Genomic DNA, 20,302 nt, shown 5'->3' on the forward strand with positions numbered 1-20,302 from the left:
GAGCGGACGGAGAAAGTTTCTGTGCTTCGCGGAATTGAAGTGCTATAGAGCACCCCAGTTTCATCGATTTCGGCATCTGCCATGATCAGGCATATCATCTGCGTCATTACTGCAAGTGCGTGTCTCCTGCTGCCTGCGGGTATCGGGACTGGCGACGCTGCGCATAGCGGTGAGGATTACGCCACGCTGGAAAAGCTGGGTGCTGCCCTCTTCCACGATAACAATCTGTCCATGAACCGCACCATGTCCTGCTCCACCTGCCACATGGAGGCGGTGGGCTTTACCGATGCACGCGGTAGCGACAGGGTCGGGCATGATGTGTCCGTGGGAGACGACGGCGGTTCGCTGGGTGACCGCAATGCGCCAAGTGCTGCCTATGCGAAATTCTCTCCTCCTTTCGGCAAAAACGCGGCGGGCGAATATGTCGGCGGTCAGTTCTGGGATGGGCGCGCATCGTCTCTGGAAGATCAGGCCGCTGGTCCTCCATTAAACCCAATTGAAATGGGCATGCCGGACAAAGCCACAGTCGCAAAGCGGCTGAAGGAAAACCCGGATTATGCAGCAGCTTTCGGCACGCAATTCGGTGGCGATGTCTTTAAAAGCGACGATGCCGCCTTTGCAGCAATGACAAAGGCGCTGGCCGCTTTCGAGCGTTCCGACGAGTTTTCGACTTTCGATTCGAAATATGATCGCTTCCTGCGTGGTGAGGAAAAGCTGACGGATCAGGAAGAGCTTGGCCGGGTGCTGATCTCTTCGACGCAGTTCACCAACTGCAATACGTGTCATGAGATCAGGGGGCCGAATGGGCTGTCCGATGGCATTTTCACAAACCACAAATATTTCAACATCGGCGTTCCCGCCAACAAGGCGGTCAGGGCGGCGAATGGGTCGAAGCCTGATGCGGTCGATCTTGGGCTGGCACAGAACCCCGCCGTTGCGGGCGATCCGGCCCAGCGCGGCAAGTTCAAGGTGCCGACCCTGCGCAATGTCGCTGTCACCGGGCCTTATATGCACAATGGCGTGTTCAAGGATTTGCGCACCGTCGTGCTGTTTTACGTGAAATACAAAAGCAAGAAGCCCAGCCGTCAGATCAACCCGGAAACGGGTCAGGCATGGGATGCGCCGGAGGTAGCTGACAATATCGCCATGACGGAGCTGACCTCGGCACCCGCGCTGGATGACAAACGGGTGGATGCTATCGTCGCGTTTTTGAAAACGCTGACCGACAAGCGATACGAGCATCTCTTGTCGGAGAATAATGCCGGGCAAGGTGCAACGCCCCCTGCCCAGCCGGTTTCTGTTACGCCGCCAAAAGCGCCTTGAATTCTGCCAAAACCGCGTCGCCCATTTCAGACGTGCTGACTTGACGGCTGCCGTCCGAGACGATGTCTGCGGTGCGGATGCCCTTGTCCAGCACGTTGGCAATGGCCGTTTCCAGCTTTTTGGCTTCATCCACCATGTTGAAAGAATAACGCAGGCACATGGCGAAAGACGCGATCATGGCGATGGGGTTGGCAATGCCCTTGCCCGCAATGTCAGGGGCAGAGCCGTGCACAGGCTCATACATGGCCTTGCGTTTGCCGGTCTTGGCATCCGGTGCGCCGAGCGAAGCGGAAGGAAGCATGCCCAGCGAACCGGTCAGCATGGCAGCAACGTCGGACAGCATGTCGCCGAACAGGTTGTCGGTGACGATGACGTCGAACTGCTTGGGCTTGCGCACCAGCTGCATGCCACCGGCATCGGCCAGCATATGCTCAAGCTGCACATCCTTGTATTTCGCCGCATGGGTTTCGGTGACGACCTGGTTCCACAAGACGCCCGATTTCATGACGTTGCGCTTTTCCATGGAGCAGACGCGGTTATCGCGGGTGCGTGCCAGTTCGAAGGCAACGCTGGCGATGCGCTCGATTTCGAACGTGTCATAAATCTGGGTGTCGATGCCGCGCTTTTGGCCGTTGCCGAGATCGATGATCTGCTTCGGTTCACCGAAATAAACGCCGCCCGTCAATTCACGAACGATGAGAATATCGAGGCCTTCGACCAGTTCCTGCTTCAGCGAGGATGCAGCGGCAAGCGCCGGGTAGCAGATCGCCGGGCGCAGATTGGCGAACAGTTCCAGGTCCTTGCGCAGGCGCAAGAGGCCGGATTCGGGTCTCACCTCGTAAGGCACGCCATCCCACTTGGGACCGCCGACTGCGCCGAACAGAATGGCGTCTGCGGCCAGCGCCTTTTCCATGTCAGCGTCGGAGATGGCCACACCATGCGCATCATAAGCGCTGCCGCCGACGAGGCCTTCTTCGGTCTTGAAGCCTGCGGCCTTTTCGCTGTTCAGATAATCGATCAGCTTTCGGACTTCAGCCATGGCTTCGGGGCCGATGCCGTCACCGGGCAACAGGAAAAGCGTGCGCACTGTCATGAAAACCCTCCTTGGCCACGTCGCAAAACCACGCATGGTTTAAGCAACGGGCGCGTCAAAAATCCTTTTCCCGCAACGTCAATCGTTGCGGGGTGCGGGCTTCTTAGCCTTGGAGATGGCCTATTTCAAGGAAGGCTAGAGACGATTCGGTACGTGTGGAGATCAAACCGGCTCTGAATGCGCCTGGAAGCGATCAGGCCCAGGGGCGGGCGGCGGCATTGGTCTTTTCGAAACCTTCGATGGCACCGGCATGTTCCAGCGTCAGGCCGATATCGTCGAGGCCGTTCAGCATGCAGTGGCGCTTGAATTCGTCGAGTTCGAACGAGATCGTGCCGCCATCAGGGCCGCTGATTTCGAGATTTTCGAGATCCACGGTGACGACGGCATTGGAGCCGCGCGATGCGTCATCCATCAGCTTTTCCAGATTTTCCGGGCTGACGACGATCGGCAGAATGCCGTTCTTGAAACAGTTGCTGTAGAAAATATCGGCAAAGCTGGTGGAGATGACGCAGCGAATGCCGAAATCCAGCAGCGCCCACGGCGCATGTTCACGCGACGAACCGCAGCCGAAATTATCCCCAGCCACAAGAATTTGGGCGTTTTGATAGGCGGGCTTGTTCAAAATGAAATCTGGGTTTGGCGAACCATCTTCGAGATAGCGCGATTCTGCAAACAAGCCGGTGCCGAGGCCGGTGCGCTTGATGGTTTTGAGGTAGTCCTTCGGAATGATCATGTCCGTGTCGATGTTGACGACCGGCATGGGGGCAGCGACACCCGTCAGTTTGGTGAACTTTTCCATCTCTCACTCCGAAATCTTACAGATAGCAGGGCCATAATAAACGCTGACTGCCGCAATAGCGCAAAATCGCGCGTATTTGAAGGCCAAACCGCACCCACATGGTACACCTGTCGAAACATAGAGACGTCAGGATGGGTTTGCTTGAAAAACAGGTGAGGGATCGGGAGTTTTAGTGCCAGACGTAGCCGAGCTTACGCAATTGGGTGCCGTCAAAATCTTCCATGCCTTCCGCCACGTCCTTGCCGCCATGCGAGCGAAAGAAACGGCTGGCGACATCGCTGTCTTCAAGGCACCACACGACAACACCATTGCAGCCGAGCGACTTCAGCAGACGCCGTGCCTCGATGAAAAGGACGGAGCCCAGCCCCATGCCCTGATATTCAGGGCGCAGGTAAATCTCGTAGATTTCGCCGTCATAGGGAAGGCCACGCGCCCGGCTGAGGCCTAGTGTCGTGTATCCCGCAACAACGCCGGAAATTTCCACCACCAGCATGGTGGCCGAACCGCGTGTTGCTTTACGCCACCATGTCTCATTGCGGCGGTCCAGCATCTGCCGAAGTGGCTTATGGGGAATGAGACCTGCATAGGCCTGCTGCCAGGACGATCTGTGCGCGTCGGAAATGGCGCGCGCATCGTCCGGCTCTGCTCGGCGAATGTCTATGGATAACGTTTTCATAACGCGATTCTGATCCCGACGGGGAAAACTTACCAGCCATAAAGGTTAACGGCTTGAAGCTTACCCACAGCCTATTCATGTGGATGATGCCAGAAAATTAACGCTATATTTACCATTGAGGCAAGCGCCGTCCGACTCAGTCCCGCGAATAAATGCTGGGCACGTAAAGAAGAGGCCAGATATCAAAAAACCCGGCGCGAAGGCCGGGTTCTTAGAATTTGAAACTATGTCAGCAATCAGCCAGCGAGCTTTGCCTTGTCGAAACGCTTGCGATCGTTAGCGTCCAGGAACATCTTGCGCAGACGGATGGACTTTGGTGTCACTTCCATCAGCTCATCGTCCTGAATCCACGACAGAGCGCGGTCAAGCGTCATGCGGATCGGCGGTGTCAGCTTCACGGCTTCATCCTTGCCAGCGGCGCGGATGTTGGTGAGCTGCTTGCCCTTGAGAACGTTGACTTCGAGGTCGTTGTCGCGCGTGTGAATGCCGATGATCATGCCAGCATAAACCTTTTCGCCGGGCTCAATCATCATCGGGCCGCGATCTTCCAGGTTGAACATGGCGTAAGCAACAGCTTCACCGGAACCGTTCGACAGCAGAACGCCCTGGACGCGACCAGCGATAGCACCCTTGAACGGCTGGTAGGAGTGGAACAGACGGTTCATGATCGCCGTGCCGCGTGTGTCCGTCAAAAGTTCGGACTGGTAGCCGATGAGGCCACGCGTTGGAGCCAAGAACTTCAGGCGAACGCGGTTGCCGCCGGATGGACGAAGCTCGGTCATTTCTGCCTTGCGCTCGGACATCTTCTGAACAACGATACCGGAGTGCTCTTCATCGACGTCAATAACGACTTCTTCGATCGGCTCGATGGTCTGGCCGTTCTCGTCCTTCTGCATCACAACGCGTGGACGCGAAACGGCAAGCTCGAAGCCTTCGCGACGCATGGTCTCGATCAGAACGGCGAGCTGCAATTCGCCACGGCCGGACACGAAGAACGAATCCTTGCCTTCGGCTTCTTCGATCTTCAGCGCAACGTTGCCTTCGGCTTCCTTGTACAGACGATCGCGGATAACGCGCGATGTCACCTTGTCGCCTTCGGTGCCGGCCAGCGGAGAGTCGTTAACGATGAAGGACATCGTTACCGTTGGCGGATCGATTGGCTGTGCTGTCATGGCTTCGGTAACCGAAGGATCACAGAACGTATCGGCGACGGTGCCCTTGGAGAGACCGGCGATGGCAACGATGTCGCCTGCATGGGCTTCATCAATCGCTGTGCGCTCGATGCCGCGGAATGCGAGGATCTTGGAGATACGACCGGTTTCGATGATCTTGCCATCCTGGCCCAGAACCTTGACGGCCTGGTTCGGCTTGATCGAACCGGATGCGATACGACCGGTGATGATGCGGCCGAGGAACGGGTTGGCTTCAAGGATCGTGCCGATCAGACGGAACGGACCTTCTTCAACCGTTGGCTCAGGCACGTGCTTGAGAACGAGATCGAGCAAAGGTGCAAGACCTTCGTCCTTTGGTCCCTCAGGGTTGACGTTCATCCAGCCATCGCGACCGGAACCGTAAAGGATCGGGAAGTCGAGCTGCTCGTCAGTCGCATCGAGGTTCGCGAAAAGGTCGAACACTTCGTTGATAACTTCTTCGTGGCGGCCATCGGGACGGTCGATCTTGTTGATCGCAACGATAGGCTTGAGGCCTACCTTGAGCGCCTTGGAAACCACGAACTTGGTCTGCGGCATTGGGCCTTCAGACGAGTCGACCAGAACGATCGCGCCGTCCACCATCGACAGGATACGCTCGACTTCACCACCGAAGTCGGCGTGGCCGGGGGTGTCGACGATGTTGATGCGAACACCCTTCCACTCGACAGACGTCGCCTTGGCGAGAATGGTGATGCCGCGTTCTTTTTCCAGGTCGTTACTGTCCATGACGCGCTCTGCAACGCGCTGGTTTTCGCGGAACGAACCGGACTGTTTCAGAAGCTCGTCAACGAGCGTCGTTTTGCCATGGTCAACGTGCGCGATAATCGCGATGTTGCGAATTGCCATTGTTTAATATCTCTGAAGTTGGGGCGTCATATCTTAGATGCGCCAATTTAGTCTGGCGGGCCTATAACCTTTTTTTTGCAAATGCGAAAGGGGGGCAACCACATAAGCCCCTTGCAGAAACGCCGTATCAGAGTTTTATGACAGTTTTCAGGTGCCTCCGGCCAAGCTCAGCCAGCAACGAGGCCACGCTTTTGCAACATCGCATCGGGGCTTGGCATCTTGCCACGAAACGCCTGATAGGTTTCTTCCGCGTCGATCGAGCCGCCGACGGCGTAGATGTTGTCCTTCAGCTTGCGGGCCATTTCCGCGTTGAACGGGTCGCCAGTTTCTTCGAAGGCTGCGAAGGCATCGGCATCGAGAACTTCCGACCACATGTAGGAATAGTAGCCCGCGGAATATCCGTCGCCGGAAAAGACGTGCTGGAAATGCGGCGTTGCATGACGCATGACGATCGACTTCGGCATGTTGAGCGATGCCAGAACTTGCGCCTGCACGGCCATCGGATCATCGACGGCACCGCGTGTGTGGAAGGCCATATCGACCAGTGCCGACGAGGTGAATTCGACCGTGTTGAAACCTGCGTTAAAGGTTTGGGCGGCGAGAACCTTGTCCAGCAGTGCCTTTGGCATCGGAGCGCCCGTCTCATAGTGAAGAGCATATTTCTCAAGGATTTCAGGCACGGTCAGCCAATGTTCGTAAAGCTGCGAAGGCAGTTCAACAAAATCACGGGAGACGCCTGTTCCTGATACCGATGCGTAGGTCACGTTGGATAGCATACCGTGCAGCGCATGGCCGAATTCGTGAAACAATGTGCGGGCATCGTCCAAAGAGAGCAGCGCAGGCTTGCCCTGTGATGGTTTGGCAAAATTACAGACGTTGTAGATGATCGGCAATTCACCGACCGTACCGTTCTTCAGGGGCAGCTTATGCTGAGACTGGAATGCGCTCATCCAGGCACCGGAACGTTTCGATGGCCGGGCGAAGAAATCACCGAGGAACATTGCGACAAGCTCGCCCTGTTCATTGCGAATTTCGAAGGTGCGGACATCCGGGTGGTAAGCGGTGACATCTTTAAGCTCGACGGCACGGATGCCGAAAAGCCTTTGTGCCACGTCGAAGCAGGCTTCGATGATCTTTTCCAGCTGCAAATAGGGCTTAAGCTCAGCCTCGGAAAAACTGAATTTTTTCGCCCGAAGTTTTTCGGCGTAATGACGCCAGTCCCATGGCATGACATCGTGGTTCTTGCCTTCATCGCTGATGACGGCTGCCAGTTCGGATTCTTCCTCACCGGCGCGCTCGACAGCTTTTTCCCAAACCTGGGTCAAAAGCGCGTTCACAGCATCCGGCGTTTTCGCCATGGTATTATCCAGCTTGTAAGCGGCGAAATTTGCGTAGCCGAGAAGCTTTGCCTTTTCGTCACGCAGTTCCAGCGTGCGCTTTACCGTTTCGCGATTGTCGGTCTCTCCACCGTTTTCACCACGGGAAACCCAAGCCTTGAAGGCCTGCTCACGCAGATCGCGGCGTTCGGAAAATGTCAGGAAGGGTTCGATGATCGAGCGCGACAGGGTAACGGCGAATTTGCCGTCTTCGCCATGCTCGCGCGCAGCACCCGCCATGGAATCTCTCAGGAAGTCGGGGATACCTGCGAGCTCGTCTTCCTCGGTGAGAAGCAGTTTCCAGCTTTTTTCGTCGGCGAGAACGTTTTGTCCGAATTTCGCGCCGAGCCCTGCCAGTTCCTCGTTGATCGCGGCCAGCCGCTCCTGCGCTTCTTTCGGCAGCTTGGCACCGGCACGCACAAAACCTTTCCAGTGACGTTCGAGAACGCGCAGTTCTTCACCGGTGAGGGCTAATTCGTCGCGTTTCTCCCACAACGTGTCGATGCGCTTGAACAGCGCTTCGTTCATGCCGATTTTCGAATAATGGCGTGACATTTTTGGGGCGATATCGCGCTCCAGCGCCTGAATGTCGGGGTTGGTGTGAGCGCCAGCCTTGTTCCAGAACAGCGCAGACACACGTGACAGTGCATCTCCGGCGACTTCGAGAGCGACAATGGTATTGGCAAAACTCGGTGCCTCGGCATTATCGGCAATCGTGTCGATTTCCGCATCGTGGGCTGCCAGCGCGGTTTCGAAGGCACCGGCAAAATCCTCGTCCCTGACAGCATTGAACCGGGGAAGGCCGTTCGTCCCGTTCCAGTCCGTGATGGCGGAATATTGGGCTGTGGTCGATGTCATCGGTTCGTCCTCATGCAGATGCTGGTCATGCGCCATATGGGCATGGCTGCGGCTTCGTTTCAATATCTTGGGATCAACAACATGCGTAGCCCTCGCGCTGTCCCTTGCCAGACGGCCGCATAGTTTTTAGTAAGGAACGCTTATGAAACAGGTGATGCATGGCCACTTCGACTGAAAAAGAATCGCTGGCATTCCTGCTCAACAGCAGTGTCCGGTTTTTGAACAGCGCTTTCGAGCGTCGCATCAGCGACGCGGGACTTGGATTGACACCGGGTGAGGCGCGAGCGCTTTTGACCGTTGCTGCCATCGATGGCAGCAAGCAGGCCGATATCGCCACGCGCATCGGGCTCGAGCCGATGACGGTGTGCACCTATCTCGACAGGCTGGAATCGCTCGATCTTGTCGAAAGACGCCCGAACCCGGATGACCGTCGTTCCAAGTGCATCTACCTGACGCAAACGTCCTCTGATCTGCTGCTTGCTGTTCGTGAAGAGGTCGGCCTTTTGATAGATCAGGCGGCCAGCGGTTTTGAAGAGGGTGATTTTGAGAAATTTCACGCGCTTCTGTCGATTATGCAGAAAAATCTGCAAACCGCAGTCAGCGACAAAAACCAGCCGAACCCTTTATGAACCTCACCACTCCCGCCATGACGGTTCGCCGCACCGCAATTCTCGGTGCCATGCTCACCGCACTTGGCCCTGTTTCGATGGCGATTTACACGCCTGCCATGCCTGAACTCGTGAGAGCGTTTGCGACGACGGAATCGGCCATCAAGATGAGCCTGACGCTCTATTTCGGTGGCTTCGCTGTGGCGCAGCTCGTGTCCGGTGCGATGTCGGATGCGTTTGGCCGTCGCAAGGCAACAATTCTGTTTCTCCTGATTTACCTTTTGGGCGGAGCGCTGGCAGCTTTCGCGCCCAATGTCGACACTCTGCTCGCCGCACGTCTCATTCAGGGGATAGGGGCGTCGGTCGGCGTGACCGTTGCCCGGGCCGTGGTGCGAGATCAGTATAGCGGGCCACAGGCGACCGGCATTCTCAACCTCATCGGCATCATGCTGGCGGTGGGTCCGGCGGCCGGGCCGACGATTGGGGGCTTGTCGTTGCTGGCCTTCGGCTGGCAGTCGGTTTTCGTCCTGATGCTCGCTTTCGGGTTGATATCGATTACCACCATTGTTTTTTGTCTTCGCGAAACGACGGTACCGGACCCGGGCCGTCTTCGTCCGTCCCGCCTTCTCAGTGCCTATGGCGAGCTTCTGGCATCGCCACGGTTTTTGCTGTCCGCGCTGGTATTAGGCGGGTCGGTCGGCGCACTTTACGCCCAATCGACCATGCTGCCGTTCGTCCTCATCAACGAAGTCGAGCTTTCTCCGACAGAATTCGGTGTGGGGATGTTGATGCAATCGGGATCGTACTTCTTCGGCTCGATTGCCTTGCGCCTCCTTGCGAAGAAAATCGGAGACCGGCGCGCGTCGGTGATCGGTGTTTCCCTGTCGGCTCTGGGCGGCCTGCTGATTTTTCTGTCGGTCCATCTCGTCACGCCCTCCTTCCTGTCCATCATGACCCCGGTGGCCGTGGCAACATTCGGGCTTGCGCTTTTGACCCCCTACATCATCACCGCCGGAATGACGCAGTTTCCCCACATTGCAGGATCTGCATCAGCCATGATGGGCTTTATCCAGATGAGCGCGGGATTTGCAGCGGGTATCGCAGCCTCGCTGCTCGGGTCACCCTTGGTGGGCTTCGGTACCATCATTCCGTTGATGGAACTGAGTGCGGCTGCAAGCTATATCGGTTTCGTCATCATATCGCGCAGGCAGACATGAAAAAGCCCCGGAGAACCGGGGCTTTCAACGTCATCTCTGTAATAGAGGCTTACTTGCTGAGATTGCGCTTGGCCAACGTGCGAAGACGCAGCGCGTTGAGCTTGATGAAGCCTGCCGCATCCTTCTGGTCGTATGCACCCTGGTCGTCCTCGAAGGTAACCAGCTTGTCGGAGTAGAGCGACTTGTCGCTCTCGCGGCCGGTGACCATGACATTGCCCTTGTAGAGCTTCAGCGTTACCTCACCGTCGACATGTTCCTGGCTCTTGTCGATCAGAGCCTGCAACATTTCGCGCTCTGGCGAGAACCAGAAGCCGTAATAGATGAGCTCCGCATAACGCGGCATGATCTCATCCTTGAGGTGGGCGGCACCGCGGTCAAGCGTGATGGATTCGATGGCGCGGTGAGCGGTGAGCAGGATCGTGCCGCCGGGTGTTTCGTAAACGCCGCGCGATTTCATGCCGACATAACGGTTCTCGACCAGATCAAGACGGCCGATGCCGTTGTCGCGACCGTAATCGTTGAGTGCTGCCAGAAGCGTTGCCGGCGACATTTCAACGCCGTTGATGGAGACGGCATCACCCTTGCGGAAACCGACCTTGATGACGGTTGCCTTGTCGGGCGCTGCTTCCGGGGAAATGGTGCGCATATGCACGTATTCTGGAGCCTCGACTGCGGGGTCTTCCAGAACCTTGCCTTCAGACGACGAGTGCAGAAGGTTGGCATCGACGGAAAACGGAGCCTCGCCCTTCTTGTCCTTGGCAACCGGAATCTGGTGCTGTTCAGCGAAGTTGAGAAGATCGGTACGGCTCTTGAATTCCCAGTCACGCCATGGGGCGATGATCTTGATATCCGGGTTCAGCGCATAGGCCGAAAGCTCGAAACGAACCTGGTCGTTGCCTTTGCCGGTCGCACCGTGTGCGATGGCATCGGCGCCAGTCTTCTTGGCGATGTCGATAAGGTGCTTGGAAATCAGCGGGCGGGCAATCGAAGTGCCGAGCAGGTAGACGCCTTCATAAACAGCGTTGGCGCGGAACATCGGGAAGACGAAATCGCGCACGAATTCTTCGCGCACATCCTCAACGAAGATTTCCTTGATGCCCATCATCTCGGCCTTTTTACGGGCCGGTGCCAGCTCTTCGCCCTGGCCGAGGTCTGCGGTGAAAGTCACCACTTCGGCGTTCAGTTCGGTCTGGAGCCATTTGAGAATAATGGAGGTATCAAGTCCGCCGGAATAGGCGAGAACGACTTTCTTTACGTCTTTTGGAAGGGCCATCAATGAAATCCATTTGCGTGTCGGCGACATCAGGATATCGCCATTTTCCTTGGGATTTCGGCACTTTTAGCGAGTTTATCGGCGGGTGCAACAAAAATGCAAAACGGCGTGCGGTTGGAACGCTTTCATCTTCATGTGACTTAGAGGGCCGATAAGACTAGACTGCACATCGCGTCAGTAGAGCGCATGGTTCCATGGAACGTCGCTGCCGGAGATTTGAAGCGGTAGCGAAAAGGAGAAACCAATGACGATCCTTCACAACGCATTCGCACAAGATAATGTCGCCGTCGTCACCGGCGCTGCATCCGGTATCGGCCTTGCCGCCGCCCGCAAATTCGCCAGTTTCGGCATGAGCGTCGTGCTTGTTGACCTCGACGGAGAGAAGCTTGCCGCTGCACAAAGCGAGATCGCCATGCTTGCCGAAAACGGCAACGAGCAAATTGTCTCCATTCCAACAGATGTCTCCAAACTCGATGAGCTGGAAGCACTCGAGCGCGCTGTCATCCAGCGTTTCGGGCGCGTTCATGTGCTGATGAACAATGCAGGCGTGCAGCCCGGTAGCGCCATCTTTGGCCCGCAGGCAAACTGGGACAAGATTTTCGGTGTCAATCTGATGGGCGTGGTCAACGGAAGCCGTGTGTTCGGTTCCGGTATGCTGGCCCATGGTGAGCCCGGCCTCATCATCAACACCGGCTCCAAGCAGGGCATCACCACGCCACCGGGTGATCCGGCTTACAACGTGTCCAAGGCAGGCGTAAAGGCCTTCACAGAGGCCTTGGAGTATGAATTGAGAAACGCACCGAACGGCAATGTTTCGGCACATCTTCTCATCCCCGGCTTTGTCTTCACCGGCCTTACCGCCAATGGCCGGACGGAAAAGCCGTCGGGCGCTTGGACAGGTGAACAGACGGTCGATTTCATGATCGATAGCATCGGCAATGGTGATTTCTATATTCTGTGCCCGGATGGCGAGGTGGATCGCAAGACTGACGAAAAACGCATCCTTTGGGCGGCAAACGATCTGGTGGAAAATCGCCCGCCTCTATCGCGCTGGCACGAAGATTACAGCGATGATTTCAAGTCCTATCTGAAAAGCTGATCTGCCTGCCGCGCCTTCTGGTGCGGTCTCATTTTGTCCGGCTTGGCAGGCTCTGGAAACGGCGTTATGAACATGCATCAAACCCTTGAAAGTGTGGTGCCGCCGTGGATTTCATACCGAGCCTGCCGACCATGATTGCCTTCACCGTCGCCATTCTGCTTCTGGCGGTGACGCCGGGTCCTGATATGACCCTGTGGATCAGTCGATCCCTACGTGAAGGACGGGCATCCGGCTTTATGACGCTGGTGGGCACCAATTTGGGCATTACAGTGCATACGATGCTTGTTGCCTTTGGCGTGGCGGCGCTTATCGTTGCCTCGCCTACCGCCTTTCTGGTGTTGAAAACGGGTGGTGCCGCCTATCTCGTCTGGCTGGCCATTCAGGCCATCCGCAAGGGATCGAATTTCGTCATGGAGCGGCCGAAGGAGCAGAAGGCGCAGGCCTCGCTGACCTCCGCATTGCTCAACGGCATCTGGGTCAATCTGCTGAACCCGAAAGTCATCATTTTCTTCATGACGTTCCTGCCGCAATTCGTCAGCGCTTCTGACCCGCATGTGACGGGCAAACTGATTTTCCTGGGCCTCTGGTCGATCGTCGTCGCCTTGCCGATTGGCATCGGCATCGTCGTGGCTGCCGACCGCCTGTCGGGATGGCTGCAAAGCAACGCCAAAGTTCTGCGCGGTCTCGATTATACGATTGCGGGCGTCTTCTCGGTTTTTGCCGCAAAGATTTTTTTCACGCAGGCCCAGTAATCTTTCGTCGAAACCATTGGAAAGCGGTGCTTGCATTTTAGGCAACACCCTGCCAGCTTGCGAGCCATTCGGGAACTGGCCTTCTGGCGGGATGGAGCGATGCGGCAAGACGACCTGAGCACGCTGATCGGCCTTGTCGCCTTGGCAGACCGCAGTGCATTCGCTGCGCTTTACAAGTGGACGAGCCCGAAACTTTTTTCCATCTGTCTTCGTATACTCAAAGACCGGACTGACGCGGACGAAGCGTTGCAGGAGGTCTATGTGAAGATATGGCAGCGTGCACGGCTGTTTTCCGCCACCTCCGGCACCGCCGACGTGTGGCTGGCAGCCATTGCCCGCAATCAGGCGATAGACATCATCCGTGCGCGCAAGCCTATTGCCAGCGAGCTGGACGACGTTCCTGATCTGGTCGACACAGGACCGGATCCGGAGCAGGCAATGCTGCGAAAGGATGAAGGACGCAGCATAGATTTATGCCTGGGCGAGCTGGAGGAAGGCAGGGCGAACGCTGTCCGGCAAGCCTATGTGGAGGGAATGAGCTATCAGGAACTGGCGCAGCTTCATGCCGTGCCGTTGAATACGATGCGAACGTGGTTGAGGCGCAGTATCATCAAGCTGAAAGAGTGCATGGAGCGATGACGAAACCTGACGACAGCGATATTCCAAGGGACGACGTGATCGCCGCCGAATATGTGCTTGGCGTGTTGTCTGCGGACGACCGCCGGCAGGTGGAAAAGCGTATGCGTTCCGAGGACGCATTTGCGCAAAACATTCGCCATTGGGAAGTGCATTTTGCTGGTCTCAACGAAGAGTACAAGCCGGTTCCGCCCAATTCAGCCACCTACCCGGCGATAGAAAACCGTCTGTTTGCCTCCGAGGCCAAGGCAGGCCTCCTGCCATCCCTATGGGGTTCGCTCGCCTTCTGGCGTGGCTTCAGTGCCCTGGCGACAACATGCGCGGCCATTGCAGCCATCTCCTTCGTGGTGCAGCCCCAGCCCCAGCCAAAGTCGCTTCAGATGTCCTATATGGCGGAACTGTCCTCCCCGGACGATCCCATGGCCTTGATGGTGTCCTATGACGCGTCTTCAGGTCGAATGGCACTGACGCCGATGGCAGCGGGTGACAAGGCACAGAAATCGCTGGAGCTTTGGTTGGTCAAGGCCGATGGCGTGCCCATCTCGCTCGGCCTTGTCGATCCGCAGAAAAACGCCGAAATGACCATTCCGCTCGACATGCGTGAGCAGCTTCACGACGGCATTACGCTTGCTGTCAGCTTGGAGCCCTATGGTGGATCGCCCACGGGCAAGCCGACCGGGCCGGTCATCGCCAGCGGAACGACACGGCAGCTTTAAAAAATAATTTACTACTGCTGAAACTTTGCCTGAACACGGCCCGTACCTTCTCATGTACCGGATACGTCACCTGCAACAACGCAGGGACGATTGGCGGGACCAGAGGAGAAAACGCCATGATGAAGTCCAGCCTGCGCATGATCGCGCTTGCCGCAGCCCTTTCGACCGTCGCATTTGCGGCTCAAGCCAAGAACCCTATGGTTGGCGGTGCCGCGATGTACGAAAACAAGAACATCGTTGAAAATGCGATGAATTCGAAGGATCACACCACGCTTGTCGCCGCCGTCAAGGCCGCCGGTCTGGTGGAAACGTTGCAGGGCAAAGGCCCCTTCACGGTTTTCGCACCTACAAACGAAGCCTTCGCAGCGCTGCCAAAAGGAACTGTCGAAACGCTTCTGAAGCCTGAAAACAAGGCGAAGCTGACGAAAATCCTGACCTGCCACGTTGTTGCAGCCGATGCCCTGTCTACAGCCATCGAAAAGATGATCAAGGACGATGGCGGCACCCATGACGTGAAGACGGTTGGTGGCTGTGTGCTGAAAGCCAAATATGACATGAAAAAAATCACGCTGACCGATGAGAACGGCAACGTGGCGCATGTCACCATTGCTGACGTCAAGCAGTCGAACGGCGTCATTCACGTCATCGACAAGGTCTTGCTGCCGAAAATGTAAATCGTTTCGGTGCAACGAAACGCCGTGCGCTTCCCCAGGCGCACGGCGTTTTTCTTTTTTATTTTACCCGATCAGCAATTCGTCATCATCAATGGTCTGCCCGCGTATCTTGCGGAACATCTCGATCAGGTCTTCGACCTGCAAGCCCTTTCGGCTTTCGCCGGAGACATCCAGAACGATCTCGCCCGCATGCAGCATGATGGTACGGTCGCCATAATCCAGCGCCTGTCGCATGGAATGCGTGACCATCAAAGTCGTCAGCTTGCGCTCTTCCACCACCTTTTGCGTCAGGCCCATCACGAATTCCGCCATGCCTGGGTCGAGTGCAGCCGTGTGTTCGTCCAGCAGCAGAACATCCGAACCCGCAAGCGTTGCCATCACCAGAGAAACCGCCTGACGTTGACCACCTGACAGAAGGTCCATGCGGTCTTTCAGCCGGTTTTCGAGGCCGAGATTCAAGGAGGCGATGCGCTCCTGAAAAAACACCCGGCGTCCGCCGCCCAGTGCTGGCAGAAGTCCGCGTGTTTTGCCGCGTGCGGCAGCAAGCGCAAGATTTTCTTCGATGGTCAGCGTGCCGCAGCTTCCCGTCAAGGGGTCCTGAAATACGCGGGCCACCTGGCCTGCACGGTTTGCCGTCGGCTTTCGGGTTACGTCCACGCCACCGATGGTGACTTTGCCGGCAGTTGGCAGAACGTCGCCAGCAAGAACGCCGAGCAACGTGGATTTTCCGGCACCGTTGGAGCCGATGACGGTCACGAAAGAACCATCCTCGATGGTCAGATCGACCTTGGCGAGTGCTTTCTTCTCCAGCGGCGTACCGCGTCCGAAGACGACTTGAATATCGGACAATGAAATCATGATGTTGCTCCCCCACGACGCAGGCGCGGCAATATCAGCGCCACGGCGACCAGCACGGCAGTCACGAAATTAAGGTCGGAAGCTTTGAGGCCCAGCGCATCGCTTGATAGAGCCAGCTGGATCGCCAGACGATAGGCGATGGAGCCGAGAACGCAGCCGATGAGCGCAATCAATATCCCGCGCGATCCGAATAACGTCTCCCCGATGATAACGGCGGCAAGGCCGACGACGATGGTGCCGACACCGGCGGTCACATCGGCAAAACCATTGGTCTGCGCAAACAGGGCACCACCAAGGGCCACCAACGCATTGGACAGCGCCATGCCGAGATAGATCTGGTTGCCGGTCTTCACACCCTGTGCCCGCGCCATCCGCGCATTGGCACCGGTTGCTCGCATCGCGAGGCCCGCATCACTCTCCAGAAAACGCCAGACGAGGATGACTGCGATCACCACGAGCACGCCGACGAAAAGCGGGCGCAGCAGATAGTCTGCAATGCCTAGACCATAGAACGGCTCGATGACCGTATCCTGATTGAGCAGCGCGACGTTGGGCTTTCCCATCACCCGCAGGTTCACGGAAAACAGCGCGATCATGGTCAGGATCGAGGCCAGAAGATTGAGGATTTTAAAGCGGACGTTGAGTACAGCCGTCACCATACCGGCTGCTGCACCGGCAACCATCGCAACGCCTGTCGCAGCCCAAGGATTGAACCCCGCCACGATCAGCACCGCCGCCACTGCTGCGCCCAGTGGAAACGACCCATCGACGGTGAGGTCAGGGAAGTCGAGCACACGAAATGCGAGATAAACGCCGATGGCGACAAAGGCAAAAACCAGCCCCAGTTCGACGGCACCCCAGAAGGCGATTTGGCTCACGGCAGAATTCCTTGGTTTGCGACCATCCACTCTTTCGTCATGCTCGGCCCCCAGATCAAGTCCGAGGATGTCCCGAGTATCTGCTGCCGTCCAACTTTCATTGAACGTGGGTAGATCCTCGGGACGAGCCCGAGGATGACGGAGAGGGCAGGTGGTCTTTTAGTCGATAATCTTGGTCGCGCGCTTCGTCACGCTCTCAGGGAACGTTACGCCTGCCTTTTCAGCAGCCTTCTTGTTCAAGACGAGATCGGTGCCGATGGCAACGGTCGCAGGAATATCGCCGGGCTTTTCACCCTTGAGGATCCGAACGACGACAGCGCCGGTCTGCTTGCCCACGTCGAAATAGTTGAAACCGAGGGCGGCAATTGCACCACGCGCAACGGAATCCGTATCGGCGGCAAACAGCGGAATCTTGGCTTCAGACGCAACGCTGGCTGCGGCTTCGAAGGCCGAGACGATTGTGTTGTCAGTGGGAACGTAGATTACGTCGGCTTTGCCCACTAGGGCGCGGGTTGCGCCCTGCACTTCGGCTGATTTTGTCGCTACGGATTCCACCACCTTCAGACCAGCCTTTTCGGCTTCAGCTTTCAGAAGCTCCAGCGTCGATACGGAATTGGCTTCGGCAGAATTGTAGAGGTAGCCGATCGTCTTGGCGTTGGGCGTGATTTCCTTGATCAGCGCCAGATGTTCGGCAACCGGCAGTTTGTCTGAAAGACCTGTGACGTTGCGACCGGGCTTTTCCATGGACTTGATCAGCTGCGCGCCAACCGGATCGGAAACGGCGGTGAAGACGATTGGGATATCGCGAGTGGCGGCGACAACAGCCTGCGCAGACGGTGTCGAGATCGGAACAATGACGTTGGGGGCATCGCCAACGAACTGGCGCGCGATCTGTGATGCGGTACCAGGATTACCCTGGGCGGACTGGTAGACGAATTTCAGGTTTTCGCCTTCCTTGTATCCGGCTTCGGCAAGAGCCGCCTTCACGCCATCGCGTGCAGCGTCCAGTGCGGGATGTTCAACGATGGCGGTGACGGCAACGGTCACATCTTGAGCTTTTGCAGGCAGGGCAATGGTCGTCGCGGCGGCGAGCGCCAGAATGAGTGTGCGCATAGGGTATTCCTCCGATTGTTTCGTTTTCTTGGCCCTCTTTAAGAAAGGGTTAAAACGAAATCAATCGCGCAAGCCTGAACGCACCCATCAATTCTTTTTCTTTATCAGTCGTCCGCGCCATGATTGGCGATCATCATGGCCTCGAAAGCCATGCGTTCGGTCTTGCGCATCCGCTCGGATTCCGACTTCAGCTGACCACAGGCAGCCAGAATATCACGCCCGCGCGGTGTGCGGATCGGGGAGGCGTAGCCCGCGTGATTGATAAAATCGGCGAACTTTTCGATCTGCTCCCAGTCGGAACACTGGTAATTCGTGCCCGGCCATGGGTTGAAGGGAATGAGATTGATCTTGGCCGGAACGCCCTTCAGAAGCTGCGTCAGCATCTTGGCATCTTCCAGACTGTCATTGACGTCCTTCAGCATCACATATTCGAAGGTGATGCGCCGCGCATTCGAAACGCCGGGATAGTTGCGGCAAGCGTCGATCAACTCTTTCAGCGGATATTTCTTGTTGATCGGCACCAGCATGTCGCGCAGTTCATCGCGCACCGCATGCAGCGAGATCGCCAGCATCACGCCGATTTCTTCACCGGTGCGGAAGATTTCCGGCACGACGCCGGAGGTGGAGAGCGTCACGCGGCGCTTGGACAGCGACAGGCCGTCACCGTCGGTTGCGATCAGCAAGGCTGTCTTTACATGCTCGAAATTATAAAGCGGCTCGCCCATGCCCATCATCACGATGTTGGAGACCTTGCGTCCCTCGGCAGGCATGATCGTGCCTTGCGGCGCTTCACGGTCCGGGAAATCACCGAGACGATCACGGGCGACCAGAAGCTGCGCCAAAATCTCTTCCGCCGTCAGGTTGCGCACCAGACGCTGCGTCCCAGTATGACAGAAGGAACAGGTCAGTGTGCAGCCAACCTGGCTGGAAATGCACAGCGTGCCGCGACCTTCTTCGGGAATATAGACGGTTTCGATCTCAACCGGACGACCCGCGCCGCGTGGCGGAAAGCGCATCAGCCATTTGCGGGTGCCATCGTTGGAAACCTGTTCTTCGACGATTTCCGGACGCGCAATGGTAAAGTGGAGTTTCAGCTTTTCGCGCAGTTCCTTGGCCACATTGGTCATGTGGTCGAAATCGGAGACGCCGCGCACATAGAGCCAGTTCCACAGCTGGCTGACGCGCATCTTCGACTGCTTCTGCGTGACGCCGATGTCTATCAGCGCATCTGCCATTTCTTCACGCGTCATGCCGATCAGCGTCGGCTTTTCGGACATGAGGTCGGCGTTCGAAATCATCGGCGTCTTGACCACCAGATCGGCAGTCGCTTCCAGTACGGACATCGTCTTATCCCATCAGCCATTGCAGAACGGAAAACAGGCCTGAAAGTGAGGCGAAAATCGTCTGCATGTGGAGAAAAATCAAAGGCGGGGCACGTTTCGCGCTTCCGCCTGTATTTGTTGCCGCGCCTTTAGCATCAAAACGGTAGAAACGCAAATGGCCGGTCCTGGACCGGCCATCTCAATATCGCATCAGATAGGCTTATTTGCAGCTTTCGATCTGCTTCAAAGCAGCCGAGATGCCGGATAGCGAATAGGAGTAGGTTGTCCCGGTGCCGCGCGCCGATGTTGCCTTGACGGTCATTGACTTGCCGACCTTCATGGCCGCGACAAGGGCCGGCTCTTCGGCGGCGTTTTCAACCCAGGCAGCCTTGTCCTTGGTGAACATCACGAAGTTCTTATTGTCGATGGTGACGTTGACCTTGGAGCTTTCGCGGAGGGAATAGCCCACCATAGCTTGCGGCTCATAGGAGATATTCTGGCCAGGGCGCTGAGAGACGATGAAGAAAATATCACCGTGGTCAACGCTTGCGGGTTCCTTGGTCGTTGGAATCGAAAGAACATAGCAAACAGTGCTTTTACCCGATTTGTACGAATAAGCACCCCATGCGTTGAACTGCTGGATGCGCGTGGGCGACTGTGCAGAGGCTATGCCGACACTGGTCAACAGAATGGCGACTGCGGTTGCTACACTTCTTACAAACATTGAATTTCCTGCCGGGTTTATTGTCTTCCAGTTGGCCGAACGCTGGCGCCGGGCCGATGCCTAGGTGGGTCCGTCATCATGATATTGGCTAAAGATCGGTTACCAAACCGTCAACACCAACGCTGAAATCCGAGAATTGCACTGCAGTGTAACAGATAAGCGACGTCTAACGGCCGAGAAGCAAACACATGACGTGGCCACGCAATCAGCAATGACACAAAGATTCAGGCAAGAATTTGTCAGGGTTTAC

At 56.8% G+C, this 20,302-nt stretch carries 20 protein-coding genes; 8 read left to right on the forward strand and 12 right to left on the reverse strand.

Annotation, left to right across the window (positions count from 1 at the left end; translation table 11 throughout):
* Positions 1-81: 81 nt before the first annotated feature.
* Complete coding sequence (locus CPJ18_RS20295) at positions 82-1,323, forward strand: cytochrome-c peroxidase (protein ID WP_103659803.1); 1,242 nt, start codon at positions 82-84, stop codon at positions 1,321-1,323.
* On the opposite strand, the gene leuB is transcribed toward CPJ18_RS20295, so the two are convergent.
* The 5 genes from leuB to CPJ18_RS20320 form a co-directional block, all read right to left on the reverse strand.
* On the reverse strand, positions 1,301-2,416 hold the full coding sequence (gene leuB / locus CPJ18_RS20300) for a 3-isopropylmalate dehydrogenase (protein ID WP_103659804.1): 1,116 nt from the start codon (positions 2,414-2,416) through the stop codon (positions 1,301-1,303). The genes CPJ18_RS20295 and leuB overlap by 23 nt on opposite strands.
* Positions 2,417-2,609: 193 nt before the next feature.
* The gene (leuD, locus tag CPJ18_RS20305; RefSeq protein WP_103659805.1) at positions 2,610-3,215 is read right to left on the reverse strand and encodes a 3-isopropylmalate dehydratase small subunit; all 606 of its coding nucleotides are present in this window, start codon (positions 3,213-3,215) and stop codon (positions 2,610-2,612) included.
* Positions 3,216-3,384: 169 nt separating this feature from the next.
* Positions 3,385-3,891: a GNAT family N-acetyltransferase gene (locus CPJ18_RS20310; protein ID WP_103587102.1), complete on the reverse strand. Its 507-nt coding sequence runs from the start codon at positions 3,889-3,891 to the stop codon at positions 3,385-3,387.
* A gap of 236 nt (positions 3,892-4,127) precedes the next feature.
* Positions 4,128-5,948 carry a translational GTPase TypA gene (gene typA / locus CPJ18_RS20315; protein WP_067646006.1) on the reverse strand — a complete coding sequence of 607 codons (1,821 nt, stop codon included), beginning with the start codon at positions 5,946-5,948 and terminating at the stop codon, positions 4,128-4,130.
* A gap of 167 nt (positions 5,949-6,115) precedes the next feature.
* Complete coding sequence (locus tag CPJ18_RS20320; RefSeq protein WP_103659939.1) at positions 6,116-8,182, reverse strand: M3 family metallopeptidase; 2,067 nt, start codon at positions 8,180-8,182, stop codon at positions 6,116-6,118.
* A 158-nt stretch (positions 8,183-8,340) separates the two neighbouring features.
* On the opposite strand from CPJ18_RS20320, the gene CPJ18_RS20325 reads away from it, so the two are divergent.
* Positions 8,341-8,811: a MarR family winged helix-turn-helix transcriptional regulator gene (locus tag CPJ18_RS20325; protein WP_103659806.1), complete on the forward strand. Its 471-nt coding sequence runs from the start codon at positions 8,341-8,343 to the stop codon at positions 8,809-8,811.
* 17 nt (positions 8,812-8,828) lie between these two features.
* A complete protein-coding gene (locus CPJ18_RS20330; protein ID WP_103659807.1) occupies positions 8,829-10,007 on the forward strand; it encodes a multidrug effflux MFS transporter in 1,179 nt (392 codons plus the stop codon).
* Between the two features lie 49 nt (positions 10,008-10,056).
* Here the strand turns inward: CPJ18_RS20330 and CPJ18_RS20335 are convergent, their stop codons facing one another.
* The gene (locus CPJ18_RS20335) at positions 10,057-11,280 is read right to left on the reverse strand and encodes an argininosuccinate synthase (RefSeq protein ID WP_077105004.1); all 1,224 of its coding nucleotides are present in this window, start codon (positions 11,278-11,280) and stop codon (positions 10,057-10,059) included.
* A gap of 244 nt (positions 11,281-11,524) precedes the next feature.
* On the opposite strand from CPJ18_RS20335, the gene CPJ18_RS20340 reads away from it, so the two are divergent.
* The 5 genes from CPJ18_RS20340 (at position 11,525) to CPJ18_RS20360 (ending at position 15,157) form a co-directional block, all read left to right on the forward strand.
* Positions 11,525-12,379, forward strand: a complete 855-nt coding sequence (locus CPJ18_RS20340; protein WP_077121499.1) for an SDR family NAD(P)-dependent oxidoreductase — start codon at positions 11,525-11,527, stop codon at positions 12,377-12,379.
* 104 nt (positions 12,380-12,483) lie between these two features.
* Positions 12,484-13,131, forward strand: coding sequence for a LysE family translocator (locus CPJ18_RS20345; protein WP_103659808.1), 648 nt, complete (start codon positions 12,484-12,486; stop codon positions 13,129-13,131).
* 99 nt (positions 13,132-13,230) lie between these two features.
* The gene (locus tag CPJ18_RS20350; RefSeq protein WP_103659809.1) at positions 13,231-13,770 is read left to right on the forward strand and encodes a sigma-70 family RNA polymerase sigma factor; all 540 of its coding nucleotides are present in this window, start codon (positions 13,231-13,233) and stop codon (positions 13,768-13,770) included.
* Positions 13,767-14,483 (forward strand): anti-sigma factor, encoded by a 717-nt coding sequence (locus CPJ18_RS20355; protein ID WP_103659810.1) that lies wholly within the window; start codon positions 13,767-13,769, stop codon positions 14,481-14,483. Before CPJ18_RS20350 ends, CPJ18_RS20355 begins: the two co-directional genes overlap by 4 nt.
* Positions 14,484-14,599: 116 nt before the next feature.
* Entirely contained in the window at positions 14,600-15,157 is a 558-nt protein-coding gene (locus CPJ18_RS20360) for a fasciclin domain-containing protein (protein WP_103659811.1), read from the forward strand.
* A 63-nt stretch (positions 15,158-15,220) separates the two neighbouring features.
* Here the strand turns inward: CPJ18_RS20360 and CPJ18_RS20365 are convergent, their stop codons facing one another.
* The 6 genes from CPJ18_RS20365 to CPJ18_RS20385 all read right to left on the reverse strand — a co-directional run bounded on the left by CPJ18_RS20365 (position 15,221) and on the right by CPJ18_RS20385 (position 20,052).
* Complete coding sequence (locus tag CPJ18_RS20365; RefSeq protein WP_103659812.1) at positions 15,221-16,015, reverse strand: ABC transporter ATP-binding protein; 795 nt, start codon at positions 16,013-16,015, stop codon at positions 15,221-15,223.
* Entirely contained in the window at positions 16,012-16,893 is an 882-nt protein-coding gene (locus CPJ18_RS20370; protein ID WP_077105003.1) for an ABC transporter permease, read from the reverse strand. Before CPJ18_RS20370 ends, CPJ18_RS20365 begins: the two co-directional genes overlap by 4 nt.
* Positions 16,894-17,052: 159 nt before the next feature.
* Complete coding sequence (locus CPJ18_RS20375; protein WP_103659813.1) at positions 17,053-18,006, reverse strand: ABC transporter substrate-binding protein; 954 nt, start codon at positions 18,004-18,006, stop codon at positions 17,053-17,055.
* Positions 18,007-18,110: 104 nt separating this feature from the next.
* A complete protein-coding gene (gene rlmN / locus CPJ18_RS20380) occupies positions 18,111-19,349 on the reverse strand; it encodes a dual-specificity RNA methyltransferase RlmN (protein WP_077104871.1) in 1,239 nt (412 codons plus the stop codon).
* Between the two features lie 4 nt (positions 19,350-19,353).
* Positions 19,354-19,503 carry a hypothetical protein gene (locus CPJ18_RS26860; protein WP_153366897.1) on the reverse strand — a complete coding sequence of 50 codons (150 nt, stop codon included), beginning with the start codon at positions 19,501-19,503 and terminating at the stop codon, positions 19,354-19,356.
* Positions 19,504-19,548: 45 nt separating this feature from the next.
* Positions 19,549-20,052, reverse strand: a complete 504-nt coding sequence (locus CPJ18_RS20385; protein WP_077104869.1) for an invasion associated locus B family protein — start codon at positions 20,050-20,052, stop codon at positions 19,549-19,551.
* Between the last annotated feature and the right edge of the window lie 250 nt (positions 20,053-20,302).

Origin of the sequence: Agrobacterium rosae, from assembly GCF_002915175.1 — a bacterium.
Taxonomy (GTDB): domain Bacteria; phylum Pseudomonadota; class Alphaproteobacteria; order Rhizobiales; family Rhizobiaceae; genus Agrobacterium; species Agrobacterium rosae.